The following is a 16169-nucleotide window of genomic DNA, read 5'->3' as shown; positions in this document are numbered from 1 at the left end:
GCCACGTCGCCGTCCGCGCCGTATGGCCGCCGTTCCCGGAGACGAAGGTACCAACGTACACCGACACGCATCCGACCACCGACCACACTCGACGCCGGTAGCCTGCAGTTATGTCGAATTCCCCCGATACCCGACCCGCCAATATCACCCTCACCGAGGGCTACACCGGCCGGCTGAGTGGCCGCCTCACCGGTGAGCGCTGGACTGTCGGCCCCGCGCGCCTGTCCAAGATCTCCGTGGGCGAGATGGACAACAACGTCTACGTGGTCGAGTCCACCTCTACCGGCGAGGTGCTCCTCATCGATGCCGCCAACGACGCCCCCGCGCTGGTAGCCCACCTGCGTGCCGAGGCCCCGAGGGTGAAAGAGGTGGTGACCACGCATCTACATGCCGACCACTGGATTGGCCTGGCAGAGACCGTCGAGGCCCTCGGCCTGACCACTATCGCGCCACTCGGTGACGCGGACGCGATCGATGTACCCACGGACCGTCACGTCTCACACGGCGACCAGATCGTGGTGGGTGATCTCAGTCTCCGAGTGATCGGCTTGCGCGGACATACCCCGAACGGGATCGCGCTGCTACTGCGGACCGACCATGGCAGCCATCTGATCTCGGGCGACTCCCTGTTCCCGGGTGGTCCCGGGAAGACGGGGACCCCCGAGGAGTTCGCGACACTGATGGACGATCTGGAGTCCCGCGTATTCGCGATCCTCGACGATGAGGTGGTGGTCCACCCCGGGCACGGCGACGACACAACGATCGGTGCCGAACGACCAAACCTGGCGCGGTGGCGGGAGCGGGGATGGTGACCTGGCTTGACCGGATATCACCGGGCGATCCCGGGAGGTAACCGAACTCTCGCAATCGTCGATCGCCGCAGCGCAGCCCGCGTTCGCGCGCGTGCCTCGGCGCCCTGTTCGTCGTACCGGAGGCGAAAGCCCCATGTTTTCACTAGGTTCGACTACATATTCCACTATTTCAGGAGGAACGATGATCCGACGACTCGCACGCCCCATGCTCGCCACCGTATTCGTCATCGACGGCGTGGAGACGCTGCGGAACCCGGGCGCCCACGTGACAGACGCCGCGCCGCTGGTCGATAAGGCCGCTCCCGTGGTGGAAAAGGCCGAAGAGGCCGTCAACGAGCGTGTCACCGCATCCGTTCCGCCCGTCCCCAAGGACACCGAGACGCTCGTCAAGGCTCTGGCCGGGGTAAAGATCGGCGCGGGCGTTCTGTTCGCGCTCGGACGGGCGCCGCGCCTGTCGGCGCTCGCGCTGACCGCCTCGCACCTGCCGTCGACGGTCAGCCGCCACGCGTTCTGGAGCGAGTCTGATCCGGCCGCCCGTAGCCGCAAAACCACTGGTCTGGCCACCAACGTTGCTCTTCTCGGCGCTCTGATGCTCGCTTCTGTGGACACGGCCGGACAGCCCGGCCTCGCGTGGCGTGCGGGCAAGGCACGCGACACCGTCGCGGCCAAGCTTCCCGGCGCCAAGGCCGAATCGATCGCGGCGGGGGCTGCGCTCACCGGAGTTGCCCACAACGTCGCCGACCAGGCACGCGGGGTTGCAGACACAGTCAAGGACCGGGCTCCCGAGGTCGCGGACACTATCCGTGAGAAGGCTCCCGAGGTAGCTGACCAGGTCCGCGACCAGGCTTCCGGCTTCGCCAATGTGGTCCGCGCCAACGCGCCGACAGTCATGGCGAATCTCCGCGATCGCGCCGCCGTGGCGAAGGAACAGGCCACCCCCGTCGCGGCACAGCTGCGTGACCAGGCAACCGCCGCGGCACATGTCGCCGCGGAGCAGGCAGCAGAGGCCCGCGACGCGGCCGTCGCCCGCGCGGAAAATCTCGATACGAAGGACGCCCAGAAGGCTGCCAAGAACGTGCGCAAGGCGGCCGATTCTCGAAAGAAGACCATCGAGAAGAAGGCCACCAAGCAGGCGACGAACGCCCGTAAGAAGACCGATGAGCTCCGCGGCAAGGCCGCCCGGGTCATCCAGCCCTGACCTCCGGCGTGGTCGGTGACCCCACCGGCATCACTCCGGCGACCCCGCCCTCTTCGGGCGGGGTCGTCGTCTTATGTGGGCATCCCCCGGTTCCCGGTAGCCTGGTTGTCCTGCCCGAGCCGCAACCCCCGCAAAGGAGCGCCTGTGACGGGACCCGACGCCGTCGACGAGGAACAGCTTCACCTCGGTCGACTTCTCGATCGGCTCGAGGAGTTGAAAACCGACACCCGTGAACGATTGGACGCCGTTCTACGAGGGTCCGGCGGGACTCCTCAGGCTCGCTCCGAGCGGGAGTCGTTCGCCCGCCTCTATTCGTCCGAACTTGCGGCGTACAACGCCGCCAACCTGGGCTTGTATTTCGGCCGCCTGGATATGGAGGACGGCGAGGTCCGTCGGATCGGACGCGTCGGGCTGAGGGACGACGACGATGATCTCACCACCCTCCTGCTCGACTGGCGGGCTGATCACAGCCGGCCCTTTTATCTCGCCACCACCGCGCGACCGGAGGGTGCACACAAGCGCCGTCATCTACGCACAATCGGTCGTCGCGTGATCGGTGTCCACGACGAATATTTGACCGCCCCCACGGACGGCGAAGTGCCGGAGGACCACGACGACGTGGTGGGCGAATCGGCCCTCCTCGAAGCATTGGACACCGCCCGCTCCGGGCACATGTCAGACATCGTCGCCACAATCCAACGCGAACAGGACGAGATCATCCGCAGTTCGCACACGGGTGTGTTGGTGGTCCAGGGTGGTCCCGGTACCGGCAAGACCGCCGTCGCTCTCCACCGCGCGGCCTACCTGCTCTACACACACCGACAGCGACTTGATCGCAGCGGTGTACTCATCGTTGGTCCAAACGCACGGTTCCTCGACTACATCGCCCGCGTGCTACCGTCCCTCGGCGAATCAGGAGTGGTACTGCGTACGCTCGCCGATCTCTACCCAGGCGTTCGTGCGACCGGCCCCGAGACCCTGCGGGGCGAGGAGGTCAAGGGGTCGGGCGAAATGGTGGGCATTCTCAAGGCCGCGGTGCGGGCACGCCAACTGGCCCCGGAATCCGACGTGGTGATCCGCGCCGAGGGCCACGACCTGGTACTGACGCCGGCTGCGGTCCGTGCGGCCCGTGGGCGCGCCCGCATGGCCCGTCGGCCGCACAATCAAGCGCGTGACGCATTTGCCACGCGGATCGTCGACGCCCTCACCGAGCAATACGTCGCGGAACTCACCGACCCGGTCTGGCACGCCGAGAACGACGCGTGGTCACCGAAGGGGGACGGCGTCGGAGACCTGGGCGACCCCGCCATGCCCCTACTCGACGCCGACGACAGGGCAGCGCTTCGGGCCGAGGTCGAAGCGGCACCTGAGGTTCTCGACGCGATCAGCGCCTGGTGGCCGTCACTACGACCCGAGGAGTTGTTGGCTGACCTGCTCTCGAATCGGGACCGCATCGCCGAGGCCGCCGGAGATTACGTCGCGGAAGACCAGGAGGCTCTGTTCCGTGAGGACGGCGCGGCTTTCTCGGTTGCCGATGTGCCCCTTCTCGACGAACTCGCGGAACTCCTCGGTGAGGCTCCGGGGACCGAGGGCACTGAGGCCGACCGCGCATGGAATGAACAGCTCCGCCAGGCCGAGGAGGCACTGGAAATCCTCACGGGTTCCGCCGTCCAGGACATCGAGGACGATCTAGACCCAGAGGTACTCATGGCCTACGACGTGGTGGACGCGGAATCCCTGGCGCGCCGGCACAGCGCCGATTCCGACCTGACAGTCGCGGACCGTGCCGGATCGGACCGAAACTGGGCGTTCGGCCACGTGATCGTGGACGAAGCCCAGGAATTGTCGACCATGGCCTGGAGGGTCATCATGCGCCGGTCCCCCAACCGGTGGATGACGCTCGTCGGGGACGTCGCCCAAACTTCGAGCCCCGCGGGAATCGACACGTGGGATGCCTCCCTGTCGCCCTACGTGGACGACAGATGGGTATTGAGCGAGCTCACGGTGAACTACCGCACTCCGGAAACCATCTCTGCCGTAGCGGAGCTATTGCTCGACCGGATCGATCCATCCGCCACGTCGCCGCGACCGGTCCGCCCGGGGCGCCGGCCGGTGGCGTGGCTCGAGCCGGAGTCGACCTCTCTCGCGCCGGTGGTCGCCGGGAAGGTCGCCGCTGTCCCAGATGAACGCGCCGTGGCGGTGTTGATACCGGACGGTCTCGGGGACTCCGACCCCTCCGCCGCGGACCTCCCACTGCGTGAGGCGGTGGAACAAGCCCGACCAGGCACGGCGGTTCTCCCCCTTGCCCTGGCCAAGGGGCTCGAATTCGACGTGGTCGTGGTCGTGGATCCCGACCATGTCCTCGCACGTTCACCGCAGGGTCTCCAGGACCTCTACGTGGGGGTCACGCGCGCCACGCAGGACCTCATCCTCGTGCAGCCTGATGGCTTCGGACCACTGCTCGCACAGATCCGTGACACCGTCACCGACCGACGACAGGAAGTTTCCGCATGACCTTCGCTCTCCGCCGCGTCGGTGTTGGCACGATGGTGCTACTGACGGCCATCACCATGGTTGCGTGCAATTCGGACCACGTGGAGGGTGCCCCTGAGGCTTCCCGGACCACCACCGGCCCCGCGACCGTGACGGCCGGGGCCTCCCCCGCCTCCGCGCCCGCCGACACCACTTCTCGCTGGTCGCCGGCGGAGCGGGAGTTTCTCGACGACTTGTCCGGCTTCGGATTCCCTACGGACATGACCGCCAGCACCACCGTCGAGGTGGGCATCGGAATCTGCCACAGTATCGCCGACGGCGCGGACGACGACACCATACTGGACCGTATCCGGCCGCTCACCAGTGCGATCGCGGCCCAGCATCCGGACCGCGAATCGGCAGAGGTAGGTCAGAAACTGATCGATGCGAGCCGGACTCGCCTCTGCGAATGACCCACCTGCCACCGGAGGGTTGAACCCGCTGGGGTCTTTACGTCGTGTGGACGATCAGCACGTCGCACGTGGCACGGCGAGCTGCATCCGCCGGCACAGAACCGAGCAGACGACCGGTCAGCGAGTTAAGCCCTTTGTTTCCGACCACGAGCAGATCGGCATGGACCTCATCCGCCAGCTTGATCAGAGATTCCACGGGGGCACCCTTGACCGTGCGGACCTCGATATCGGTCGCACCGGCCGATTGTGCCCTGTCCCGGGCTCCACGGACGATGTCCTCGGCCGGATTGTCACCACGAATCTGGTAAGCGTCGTCGCCCATCATGTCAGCCGCCTGGTTGACGGACCGCGGGTCCGCGGGCACATAGGCGCACGCGATCACCAGGCCCGCCGATGCGTCGGCTGCTAGTTCGGCGGCGCGGTCGACCGCCAGGTACGACGACTCGGATCCGTCCGTTCCCACGACCACCTTCGTGTAGGCGCTCATTCTCTTCCTCTCGTCAGGAACACGTTTCACTCACAGTAGTCCGCCGGGGTCGTCACCGGAGGGGGTAAGCGGCCCACATCACCAAGTCACGCTCACTCGACACCCGCCTCACGCATGCCCTTGAGTTCCTTGCGCAGTTCTCCGATCTCATCACGAAGGCGTCCCGCCAGCTCGAACCGCAGCTCGGTGGCGGCGGACATCATCTGTTCGGTCATCTCCCCGATGAGCTTCTCCAACTCCTTGCGGGGCCGGGCCGCATTACCGATCGCGCGTGTCCCCACGAGCTCCGGCCGGTCCCTGGGGTCGGACGCATCGCTGCGGTCCTCCCCCACCCTGTCGAGAATGTCCGCAATCTTCTTGCGCAGCGGCTGCGGGTCGATGCCGTGCTCGGTGTTGTAGGCGATCTGCTTCTCGCGACGCCGTTCCGTCTCCTCCATCGCGTGCTGCATGGAATCGGTGATGCGGTCCGCGTACATGTGGACCTCACCCGAGACGTTTCGAGCGGCGCGGCCGATGGTCTGGATCAGCGACGTGCTCGAGCGCAGGAAGCCCTCCTTGTCCGCGTCGAGGATCGCGACCAGCGAGACCTCCGGCAGGTCGAGGCCCTCTCGCAACAGGTTGATACCCACCAGGACGTCGTACTCGCCTCGGCGCAGGTCCCGCAGGAGTTCCACCCGCTGCAGAGTGTCGATCTCGGAGTGCAGGTAGCGCACCCGGACGCCCAGCTCGAGTAGGTAGTCGGTGAGGTCCTCCGACATCTTCTTGGTCAGGGTGGTCACGAGCACACGCTCGTCGCGGTCGGCACGCGCGCGGATCTCACCTATCAGGTCGTCGATCTGCCCCTTGGTGGGCTTGACCACGATCTTCGGGTCCACCAGTCCTGTCGGACGGATCACCTGTTCCACAAACTCGCCACCCGTGCGGCCCATCTCGTAGTTGCCCGGGGTCGCGGACAGATAGACGGTCTGGCCCACCCGATCCGAGAATTCTTCCCAGGTCAGGGGACGGTTATCCAGGGCCGAGGGCAAGCGGAAGCCGAAGTCGACGAGATTGCGTTTGCGTGACGCATCGCCCTCGTACATGGCGCCAATCTGCGGCACCGTCACGTGGGACTCGTCGATCACTGTGAGGAAGTCCTCGGGGAAGTAGTCGATGAGCGTCGCCGGGGAACTGCCTGCGGCTCGGCCGTCGATGTGCCGTGAGTAGTTCTCGATGCCCGAGCAGAATCCGACCTGCTGCATCATCTCGATGTCGTAGGAGGTGCGCATACGCAGGCGCTGGGCTTCGAGAAGCTTGCCCTGGTTCTCGAGCTCGGCGAGTCTGCCCTCCAGCTCCTCCTCGATCGACGCGATCGCCTTGGCCATCCGGTCGGGCCCGGCCACGTAGTGGGTGGCGGGGAAAATGCGGACCTCGTCAACGCGGCGCACGACATCGCCGGTCAACGGGTGGATGTAGTACAACGCGTCCACTTCGTCACCGAAGAACTCGATGCGCACTGCGAGCTCCTCGTACGTGGGGATGATATCGACGGTGTCGCCCTTGGCCCGGAACGTTCCGCGCGTCATTGAGACATCGTTGCGTTCGTACTGCACGTCCACCAGGAGTCGCAGCAGTTGGTCGCGGTCAACTTCCTGCCCGACGGACAATGACACAGAACGATCAAGGTAGGACTGCGGTGTGCCGAGACCGTAAATACATGAGACAGAGCTGACGACGACGACGTCGCGTCTGGACAACAGGGACGATGTCGCGGAGTGCCTAAGCCTCTCCACGTCGTCGTTGATGGAGGAGTCCTTCTCGATGAAGGTGTCCGTCTGGGCGATGTAGGCCTCGGGTTGGTAGTAGTCGTAATACGACACGAAGTACTCGACCGCGTTGTTGGGCAACATTTCGCGCAGCTCGTTGGCCAGTTGTGCCGCGAGGGTCTTATTGGGCGCCATGACCAGCGTCGGACGCTGAACCTTCTCGATGAGCCATGCCGTGGTGGCGGACTTACCGGTACCCGTGGCGCCCAGCAGGACAATGTCACGCTCACTGCGTTCGAGGCGCTCGGTTAGCTCGGCGATAGCCGTGGGTTGGTCGCCTGACGGCGTGAATTCACTAACCACTTCAAAGCGGTTCGAGCTGCGTTCGATGTCCCCGATGGGACGAAACTCCGAGTACGACAGCACTGTGGGGTCTACAGGGGCCCCGTCGTCGGGAATTTCGGTCGCAAAAGCCATAGGCTCCAGCCTACGAGTCCGCGGGCGCCTCTGCCGCCCTCGGCGTTACGCCGCCGTCGGAGCGAGCCGTTATCCTAGTCGCAGAACCATCGTTAACATGGCCCAAGTCTGGAGAACCCCATAGTGAGCAGCACTTCTCGTCGTTGTCCCGATCGGAAGCGGCGACCAGTCGCCATGGTCACTGCCGTCTCGCTCGTCGCCGGTGCGCTCACGCTCTCCAGCCCGATCGCCGCGGCGGCCCCGTGCGACCCCTGGCCCCCGGCCGGCGCTGGCGGTGCTGCCGGCGCGACCGGCTCACTGAGCGGTTCTCAGGGCGGGTCACTCGGAGCGCCGTCGAACCCGGCCACCCCGTGGCACAACGGCGACTCGGGCTACATACCTCTCCTCGAGGGGCGCACCACGACGGTCGAACTCCTGACGGGGCCGACCAGTCCCAATAAGACGGTCGAACGCTTCGGGATCAGCGGAACGGACCTGGGCATCCTCTGGGACAACGGTGCTGACGGTACCGACCGGCGGATGATGATGGCGCTCGGTGACACCATGGGCGACTGCAGCGTTGACGGGGACGAGTGGCGCAGCAACATCCTCCTGCGCTCGTCTGACCGCACGCTCTCCGATGGCATGCTGATCGACGATGCACCGTTGGAGCGGGAAGGCATGGCCAAGTCCATTCTTCCGCGCTCTGACCGGCCCGGCGAGGTGACTGTGATCCCGACCGCCGGTGTCGAGGTCGGCGGCACGCAGTACCTGCGCTACATGTCCGTGGCCGAATGGGGCGATCCGGGTGAGTGGATCACCAACTACTCCGCCCTCGCCAAATCCGCGAACAACGGGGACGACTGGGTTCCGGTCGCTGGCAGCGGCCGGCTCGGTGAGGGCAGCCCGGCCCTGATTCCAGGGAACGTCGGGACCCCATACGTCACGCAGCCGGCCGGCCAGATGAGCGCCTTCCTCAAGCACACCGACGACGAAGTCGACTACGTCTACGAGTACATGACCCCGTCCGGGCGCAACGGGACGGCCGTCCTCGCCCGCGTTCCAGAGGCCAACTTCGAAGACATGGCGGCGTACCGCTACTGGGACGGCGTTGGCTGGGTCCCGCAGCACGGCGCCGCGAAAGTGGTCCTCGACGGACGCGTGAGCGAATTGTCAGTGACGTGGAGCGAGCGCCTCGGCCGGTTCATCGCCCTCTACACGGACCAGAACAACAACATCGTCATGCGTCAGGCTCGTACTCCCGAGGGACCCTGGTCCGGCAAGGACATCTTGCTCTCCTACCAACATGTGCCGACGCTCTACGGAGCGTTCGCCCACCCGTGGAGTCCGGCAATTGAGTCCAACGGCAAGGACTTGTTTTTCACCATGTCAACCTGGGACGCGTACAACGTCTTCCTCATGAAGACCGACCTGTCGAAGGTCCCGGCGCGTTCCCTGCCGGATCCGAACGCTCGGATGCGCACCATGGACGACAGCTGGACCCGCGACACTCCCGACCCAGCGGACACCGGCGAGACAGTCCTCGTAGACACCATCCCCATCCCGGAAGGCTGACGTATGACCCGCCCCACTTCCCGTCGTCTCCGCAGTCGATACGTCTCGGTGCTCACCACAACTGCGACGGCTGCGGCCACAATCGCCGCGGTAGGAACCCTGGGGGCGGGCAGCGCCGCCGCCGGGCCCTGTAGCGAGATGTTCGGCAACTTCGGATCACTGCTCGAGCACCGAACAGGCGCGGGGATGGCCGCGGGATCCCTCGGATCGCTCGGTTCGTCCGGCGACACGGGATCGATCGGTTCGCTTTCAGGTTCGCTGGGGTCCGCAGACCGCAGCGGCTCACTGGTGCAGCAGCTCGAGACCGGTTCGCTCGGAAACGGGATCTCCGGCTCAGTGGACCCGCTGGTCGGCTCGGTCTACGGAATGCCGCCGTGGATCACCGGCGAGCAGGGCACCGTGCCCGTTCTGCGCGGCCCCACCCGGTTCGAGCAACTGGTCACCGGCCCGACCAGTCCCTCCGAGAGCATGAGCCGATACGGGGTAGGCGGTACCGACCTGGGCATCATGTGGGACAACGGCGACGCGGCGGATCCCGAGGTGCTCATGGCCTTCGGAGACACCATGGGTGACTGCACCATCCCGGGAAACCAATGGCGCTCCAACGTCCTGTTCCGCTCCGGCGACACCGACATGACCGACGGCATCACCATAGACTCCGCTGCGCTCGGTCAGGACGGACTGGCCAAGTCTCTCGTGCCCCGCGCCGGTGTCCCGGGTGAGGTGACGATTATTCCCACCGCCGGCATTTCCGTTGAAGGCGTCCAATACCTGCGATTCATGTCTGTGGCGCATTGGGGCCAGCCCGGCTCGTGGACCACTAACTATTCGGGCATGGCCTACTCCACCGACAACGGCGAGAACTGGACCGTGGTCCCGGCCATGGCGAGACCCATCACCAACAGCGTGCCCATCGGAACAGGCGGCCCAGAGGTCGACCGAGCCTGGTCGGGCGCGCAGATGAGCTCGTTTCTCAAGACCGAGGAGTACCTCTACGAGTACCTCACACCCTCAGGCCGCCAGGGCGCCGCGATCATCGCCCGTGTCCCGCTGAACGGCTCCCCGACAGCCGACGACCTGGACGGCACCGAGGTGGCGCCTACAGTCGGAGTGCTCGATCCCACCGCATACGAGTACTGGAACGGTTCCGCCTGGGTGTCCGAGGTCGGCAACGCTACGCGGGTTCTGCCTGCTCCCGCCAGCGAACTCTCGACCATGTGGAATGAGCACCTCGGCAAGTACACGGCGATGTACTCGCAGGGCTATAACTCGATCGTTCTGCGGACCGCCGACGAACCCGAGGGCCCCTGGAGTTCACCCACCGTGCTCATCGACTACTCCGTGCTTCCCGGCGTCTACGGCGGTTTCATGCACCCGTGGGCGCAGGGCGACGATCTCTACTACCTCGTGACCACCTGGAACGCCTACAACGTGTTCTTGGTGCGGACGCACCTGCCCGACCTCTTCCCGGGCCCAGGAATGCGAAGGGCCACCGCCCCGACCACGCCTGCCACCGAAGTTGTGCGACAGGTGCCGGTTTCCGAACTTGTCAACGGAGTTGTCCCGACCGAGTGACGCGTCCGGACCCCGGCGCGTCACACACCGGGGCCCGGGCCTCACCCCCTGGTCAGACTCGGTTTCGTGAGGCCTCACACCGAGTGCGCTCCCACTGACGGGTCTCTTCACGGTCCGCGCGCCGAAGGATCTCGGCGTACTCGGCCCGAGCACCCGGGTCCGCACCGATGACCTCCGCCATCAGGAGAGAAAATTCGTGGTCCGGGTTGTCTTCCGACACAATCGTAACCTCCAGCGGACGCGCGGGATCACAGCCGTGGAGGATCGGATCATCTCCCGGAACGTAGCCTGCCCCGACCAACACTGCCCACGCCTGGTCCACCGCGGTGCCGTCAGGGACAGTCACCTGAAGGTCGAGGATGTCCGGTGCGTCCAATCCGTCGACCGCGGTGGGACCCACGTGGTCGACGCGGGTGGCGATCTGCCCTACCACATGGCGCAGTCGTGCGCAGGCCCGCTCGGCCTCGGCGGCCCATTCGTGACGGAACGGCACCACGGTCCGGTCGCCCACCACGGGTGTCGCCGTCCGGCGATTGCGTTCGAATGGCCGCAATCTCGTCTCCACGAGCTCGCGGGTCACCTCCGCGACGGCCCCCCGGTCACCCGAGTTGTCAATGAGCACATCCGCTGCTGCCCTCCGTGCCTCGTCGGTGGCCTGCCTCGCCATCCGGGCGCGAGCGTCATCCTCCGGCATGCCGCGCTGCTCCACGAGACGCCGCAGTCGAATCTCCGCGGGCGTGTCCACGACGATCACAAGGTCATAGCCTGGCGCCATACCACCCTCCACCAATAGCGGCATGTCATGGACGACGATTGCGTCAGCAGGCGCGGTGCCGAACAACTCGGCCGTCCGCTCGCCGATGAGCGGATGCGTGATGGCGTTCAGAGCGGCAGTACGTTCGGCGTCGACAAAAGCCAAACCTGCGAGGGCCGCGCGGTCGAGGGAGCCGTCGGAGGCGAGGATGGCCTCGCCGAACTCCGCCACCAGCATCGCGAGCCCCGGCGTGCCGGGTTCGACGACCTCCCGTGCGATGCGATCGGCGTCCACAATCACCGCCTGCTCTTCCGCGAGTATGGAAGTCACCGTTGACTTGCCAGCACCAATCCCACCGGTCAGACCCACCATCAGCATGGTGCGGAGTGTATGTGACCAATGGCCATGCCGTCCGGAAGGTCGGAAGATAGGGTGTCCCGTGTGAACCGCATAAACTCTGTTCCGCGAGTCATCGCGGCGTTGCCCCTCGCTGTTGCGCTGTCGATAGCGGCAACTCCAGCTCAATCAACTGCACAGTCCGACGGCTCGCTCGCGTCAACCGGTTCGTCTGGGTCTTCCGGATCGTCGGGCTCCACCGGTTCCCTGCTCGGAGAAAGCGGTCCGTGCAACAGCTTTTTCGGCAACATCCCCCCGGGTTCGCTCGGGGCACTACCGGCCACGGGTTCAGCAGCGAACGCCGCCAACTCGGTACTCGACGTCACCGCATCGTCGGTCCGTCGCTTCCCCCGATGGGTCACTGGCGCCAACGGAACCATCCCTGTCCTCAAGGGCGCGACGGCTGTACGGCAGCTCGTCACCGGGCCCACCAGCCCGGCCAAGACCGACCAGCAGTACGACATCCACGGAACGGACCTCGGCATCACCTTCACCCACCAGGGCGAAACGATGGCTCTGTTCGGTGACACTTTCGGAGACTGCACACCTACCGGCAACCAGTGGCGCTCAAACGTCATGCTCGCTACTTCCGGCGGCAGTCCCGAAAACGGGATGGCCGTACTCAGAGCTGTTCCTGCTGATTCGCGGGGCAAGGCAACCGCCCTCGTCCAGGGTGCGCATCAGCCCAATGGAGTAGGCGAGGTCACGGTCATCCCGACGGCCGCGGTCAGCAACGGCACGGACATGTACATGCGGGTCATGTCGGTCCGCGACTGGAACGCTCCCGGCGGTTGGAACACCAACTACTCGGGGCTGGCCAAGTCCACAGATGGTGGCAACACGTGGGAACTGCTCCCCGCCACGATGCGCCGGGTCACTGATTTCACCGGATGGCATGACAGCGTGACGTTAGCGTCCGGCGATCTGCCCGCGCCCGACGAGAGCCGATGGTACGGCGCCCAGATGAGCGCGTTCCTCCAAGAAGGCGACTGGCTCTACGAGTACGTCACGCCGTCGGGTCGGCGCGGGCCGGCGATGCTGGCCCGCGTGAGGCTCGCGGATATCGAGAACCCCGCCGCGTACGAGTGGTATGCGGGACCAGGCGCAGGACCGGAGTGGGCAGAGGCACCGACCGGCTACAACGTCATCCCGGCACGCGTCGAGGAACTCTCGGTGCAGTACAACACGCACCTGGGCAAGTACACGGCCATGACCCCCTCACCCTCCGGCGTCGTCTCCATGCGAGTGTCCGACGATCCCTGGGGTCCGTGGTCCGCGCCCCAGACGATCGTCGACCGGCGCATGTTCCCGAACGGCTATGCCCCGATGATCCACCCCTTCACCACGGACAACGACAGTCGGTATCTGTACTACACGCTCTCGACGTGGGATGCGTACAACGTCTTCCTGCTTCGCACCGACCTCGACGCGTTCAACTTCGACGCTCCGGACGCGAACCCCCGGACCGCAGTGGAATCGCGTGTGACGGTCAAGACCGCCGCCGACTCCGGGGCCATCAACGACCAGGGCGTCATCGATGAGCAGCGGTTGGAGGAGATCGCGGAGGTCGAGCCCGCCGAGGCCGAGCCCATCGTCGAGCCGTCCGGCCGCTGATCGGCCGCCGCGCTTCACCGGTAACCTCCGGGCAGCCCCCGGGGGTTACCGGTGAAGCGCTGGGCGTGATGAGCGTTATCACTGGGTGCGATCCCCTCCCTCGAGCGGACTTCACGATTCCGTAGCCGTCCGAGGGACGTCTCCCCGACCACTACAGAGCACCAACAACAAAGAGAGCGGCCCTGCACCGGGTTCCGGTGCAGGGCCGCTCTTTAGCTAGGCGCCTGTCAGTCGATCACTCGCCGCCGGCGAGCTTGGCGCGCAGGGCGGCAAGCTGCTCATCCGAGGCCAGCGAACCGCCGGTGGTCTCGGACGGTGCGGCCTCGGCCGCAGCCGGGCGCGCGGACGGGGTGGACTCCGACGAGTAGTTGGTCGGCGCGGCCTCGGCGGCTTCCGCAGCTGCAGCGCGTCCCTTCTCGATCTGACCCGTGTGCATCTTGTGGCGACGCTCGGCCTCGGCGTAACGGTTCTCCCACTCCTCGCGCTGCTTCTCGAAGCCCTCGAGCCACTCGTTGGTCTCGGGATCGAAGCCCTCGGGGAAGATGTAGTTGCCCGCCTCGTCGTAGCTGTCGGCCATGCCGTACTTCGACGGATCGAACTCCTCCGTGTAGTCCTCGTCAGCCTGCTTGAGCGAGAGCGAGATGCGACGGCGGTCCAGGTCGATGTCGATGACCTTGACCATGGCGTCGTCGTTGACCGACACGACCTGGTCCGGAACCTCCACGTGGCGCTCGGCCAGCTCGGAGATGTGCACCAGGCCCTCGATGCCCTCTTCGACGCGCACGAACGCACCGAACGGAACGAGCTTGGTGACCTTGCCCGGGACGATCTGGCCGATCGCGTGGGTGCGGGCGAAGTGCCTCCACGGGTCCTCCTGCGTCGCCTTCAGCGACAGGGAGACACGCTCGCGGTCCAGGTCGACGTCGAGGACCTCGACGGTGACCTCCTGGCCCACCTCGACGACCTCGGACGGGTGATCGATGTGCTTCCAGGACAGCTCGGAGACGTGAACGAGTCCGTCGACGCCGCCGAGATCAACGAATGCACCGAAGTTGACGATCGAGGACACGACGCCCTTGCGGACCTGGCCCTTCTGCAGCTGATGCAGGAACTCGGAGCGCACAGCGGACTGCGTCTGCTCGAGCCATGCACGACGCGAGAGCACGACGTTGTTGCGGTTCTTGTCCAGCTCGATGATCTTGGCCTCGAGCTCCTGACCCACGTAGGGCAGGAGGTCGCGGACGCGGCGCATCTCCACCAGCGAGGCGGGCAGGAAGCCACGGAGACCGATGTCGAGGATGAGGCCGCCCTTGACGACCTCGATGACGGTGCCCTTGACGGCCTCGTCCTTCTCCTTGAGATCCTCGATGGTGCCCCAGGCGCGCTCGTACTGCGCACGCTTCTTGGACAGGATCAGTCGGCCGTCCTTGTCCTCCTTGGTGAGAACCAGAGCCTCGACCTCATCGCCCACCTCGACGACCTCACCCGGGTCGACATCGTGCTTGATGGACAGCTCACGCGAGGGGATAACGCCCTCGGTCTTGTAGCCGATGTCGAGCAGGACCTCGTCACGATCGACCTTGACGATCGTGCCCTCGACGATGTCACCATCGTTGAAGTACTTGATCGTGGCGTCGATGGCGGCGAGGAAGTCCTCTGCGGAGCCGATGTCGTTGACGGCTACCTGCGGGGACGTGGGTGTTGTGGTCATAGGTTGGGGTGCTCCGAGGTGGATAGGAATCGTAGGTGGACTGGACGAACGCGAACGCATACGCACGCGACCGTCAACTGTACGCTGCCAGCGTGACGTCCACAAACCCTCCCGGCCATGGTGAATCCGTCCACGCCTCGCGGGCGTGGTGGGACGCCGAGGCGGTCGACTATCACCGCGAACACGGCGACTTCCTCGGGGCGCACTCGCCGGACGGGGAATTCCTGTGGTGCCCCGAGGGGCTGCACGAGGGAGACTGGAATCTCCTCGGCGACGTCGCTGGCCGAGACGTTCTCGAGATCGGATCCGGGTCCGCCCCCTGCGCCCGCTGGATCGCCGGACGCGGAGCCAGGGCCGTTGCCGTAGACCTGTCCTCCGGCATGCTCCGTGTGGGCGCCGAGGCAGCGGGTCGCTCGACTGGACCCGCCTCCCGCGTCCCCCTTATCCAGGCTGATGCCGGTCACCTGCCGTTCGCCGACAGCAGCTTCGACGTGGCGTTCTCGGCCTTCGGCGCGATCCCGTTCGTCGCCGACTCCGCCGGTGTCATGTCCGAAGCGGCCCGCGTGCTGCGTCCCGGTGGACGGTTCGTGTTCTCCGTCAACCACCCGATGAGGTGGATCTTCCGCGATGACCCGGGTCCGGAGGGACTGGTGGCCCTGTTCCCGTACTTCGACCGTTCGCCGTACACCGAGTACGACGACGACGGCCAACTCACCTATGTCGAACACCATCGGACGGTGGGCGACAGAATCCGGGAACTGGTAACAGCGGGCTTCATTCTCCGCGACCTCATCGAGCCGGAGTGGCCGGAGTGGCTGGACCGGGAGTGGGGGCAGTGGAGCCCACTCCGAGGCGGGATCTTCCCCGGCACCGCGATTTTCGTAGCAACTCTGCCCTGACC

General features: G+C 65.9%; 12 protein-coding genes. 8 read left to right on the top strand and 4 right to left on the bottom strand.

Features of this window, described 5'->3' with window-relative positions; genetic code table 11:
• Window positions 1–110 precede the first annotated feature (110 nt).
• From ON04_RS15405 to ON04_RS16040, 4 genes are all read left to right on the top strand, one after another.
• Window positions 111–812: an MBL fold metallo-hydrolase gene (locus ON04_RS15405; RefSeq protein ID WP_010542541.1), complete on the top strand. Its 702-nt coding sequence runs from the start codon at window positions 111–113 to the stop codon at window positions 810–812.
• A 181-nt stretch (window positions 813–993) separates the two neighbouring features.
• Entirely contained in the window at window positions 994–2010 is a 1017-nt protein-coding gene (locus ON04_RS15400) for a DoxX family protein (protein WP_010542540.1), read from the top strand.
• Between the two features lie 144 nt (window positions 2011–2154).
• Window positions 2155–4524: a HelD family protein gene (locus ON04_RS15395; protein ID WP_010542539.1), complete on the top strand. Its 2370-nt coding sequence runs from the start codon at window positions 2155–2157 to the stop codon at window positions 4522–4524.
• A complete protein-coding gene (locus ON04_RS16040) occupies window positions 4521–4955 on the top strand; it encodes a DUF732 domain-containing protein (protein WP_010542538.1) in 435 nt (144 codons plus the stop codon). The genes ON04_RS15395 and ON04_RS16040 overlap by 4 nt, the downstream gene beginning before the upstream one ends.
• A gap of 37 nt (window positions 4956–4992) precedes the next feature.
• On the opposite strand, the gene ON04_RS15385 is transcribed toward ON04_RS16040, so the two are convergent.
• Entirely contained in the window at window positions 4993–5442 is a 450-nt protein-coding gene (locus tag ON04_RS15385; RefSeq protein WP_010542537.1) for a universal stress protein, read from the bottom strand.
• 92 nt (window positions 5443–5534) lie between these two features.
• A complete protein-coding gene (gene uvrB / locus ON04_RS15380) occupies window positions 5535–7664 on the bottom strand; it encodes an excinuclease ABC subunit UvrB (protein ID WP_010542536.1) in 2130 nt (709 codons plus the stop codon).
• Between the two features lie 174 nt (window positions 7665–7838).
• Between uvrB and ON04_RS15375 the strand changes: the two genes are divergently transcribed.
• Together ON04_RS15375 and ON04_RS15370 are read left to right on the top strand one after the other, a co-directional pair.
• Complete coding sequence (locus ON04_RS15375) at window positions 7839–9218, top strand: DUF4185 domain-containing protein (RefSeq protein ID WP_010542535.1); 1380 nt, start codon at window positions 7839–7841, stop codon at window positions 9216–9218.
• A gap of 3 nt (window positions 9219–9221) precedes the next feature.
• Window positions 9222–10793, top strand: a complete 1572-nt coding sequence (locus ON04_RS15370) for a DUF4185 domain-containing protein (protein WP_010542534.1) — start codon at window positions 9222–9224, stop codon at window positions 10791–10793.
• Window positions 10794–10845: 52 nt separating this feature from the next.
• On the opposite strand, the gene coaE is transcribed toward ON04_RS15370, so the two are convergent.
• Window positions 10846–11925 carry a dephospho-CoA kinase gene (coaE, locus tag ON04_RS15365; protein ID WP_010542533.1) on the bottom strand — a complete coding sequence of 360 codons (1080 nt, stop codon included), beginning with the start codon at window positions 11923–11925 and terminating at the stop codon, window positions 10846–10848.
• A 63-nt stretch (window positions 11926–11988) separates the two neighbouring features.
• Between coaE and ON04_RS15360 the strand changes: the two genes are divergently transcribed.
• The gene (locus ON04_RS15360) at window positions 11989–13557 is read left to right on the top strand and encodes a DUF4185 domain-containing protein (RefSeq protein ID WP_158217849.1); all 1569 of its coding nucleotides are present in this window, start codon (window positions 11989–11991) and stop codon (window positions 13555–13557) included.
• 235 nt (window positions 13558–13792) lie between these two features.
• Here ON04_RS15360 and rpsA read toward each other — a convergent pair whose 3' ends face one another.
• A complete protein-coding gene (gene rpsA, locus ON04_RS15355; RefSeq protein ID WP_010542531.1) occupies window positions 13793–15268 on the bottom strand; it encodes a 30S ribosomal protein S1 in 1476 nt (491 codons plus the stop codon).
• Window positions 15269–15360: 92 nt separating this feature from the next.
• Here rpsA and ON04_RS15350 point away from each other — a divergent pair, with 92 nt between their 5' ends.
• Window positions 15361–16167: a class I SAM-dependent methyltransferase gene (locus tag ON04_RS15350; RefSeq protein WP_238529350.1), complete on the top strand. Its 807-nt coding sequence runs from the start codon at window positions 15361–15363 to the stop codon at window positions 16165–16167.
• The last annotated feature ends 2 nt before the right edge of the window (window positions 16168–16169 follow it).

This window comes from Dietzia alimentaria 72, assembly GCF_000226215.1.
Lineage (GTDB): Bacteria > Actinomycetota > Actinomycetes > Mycobacteriales > Mycobacteriaceae > Dietzia > Dietzia alimentaria.
Note: the sequence above shows the minus strand (reverse complement) of the source record. Positions and strands in the feature narration are given on the sequence as shown.

Bases quoted from the DNA above. Each gene is read 5' to 3' on its own strand.
- ON04_RS15405 (WP_010542541.1), top strand. From the start codon at position 111: ATGTCGAATTCCCCCGATACCCGACCCGCCAATATCACCCTCACCGAG.
- ON04_RS15400 (WP_010542540.1), top strand. From the start codon at position 994: ATGATCCGACGACTCGCACGCCCCATGCTCGCCACCGTATTCGTCATC.
- ON04_RS16040 (WP_010542538.1), top strand. From the start codon at position 4,521: ATGACCTTCGCTCTCCGCCGCGTCGGTGTTGGCACGATGGTGCTACTG.
- ON04_RS15385 (WP_010542537.1), bottom strand. From the start codon at position 5,442: ATGAGCGCCTACACGAAGGTGGTCGTGGGAACGGACGGATCCGAGTCG.
- uvrB (WP_010542536.1), bottom strand. From the start codon at position 7,664: ATGGCTTTTGCGACCGAAATTCCCGACGACGGGGCCCCTGTAGACCCC.
- ON04_RS15375 (WP_010542535.1), top strand. From the start codon at position 7,839: ATGGTCACTGCCGTCTCGCTCGTCGCCGGTGCGCTCACGCTCTCCAGC.
- ON04_RS15370 (WP_010542534.1), top strand. From the start codon at position 9,222: ATGACCCGCCCCACTTCCCGTCGTCTCCGCAGTCGATACGTCTCGGTG.
- coaE (WP_010542533.1), bottom strand. From the start codon at position 11,925: ATGCTGATGGTGGGTCTGACCGGTGGGATTGGTGCTGGCAAGTCAACG.
- rpsA (WP_010542531.1), bottom strand. From the start codon at position 15,268: ATGACCACAACACCCACGTCCCCGCAGGTAGCCGTCAACGACATCGGC.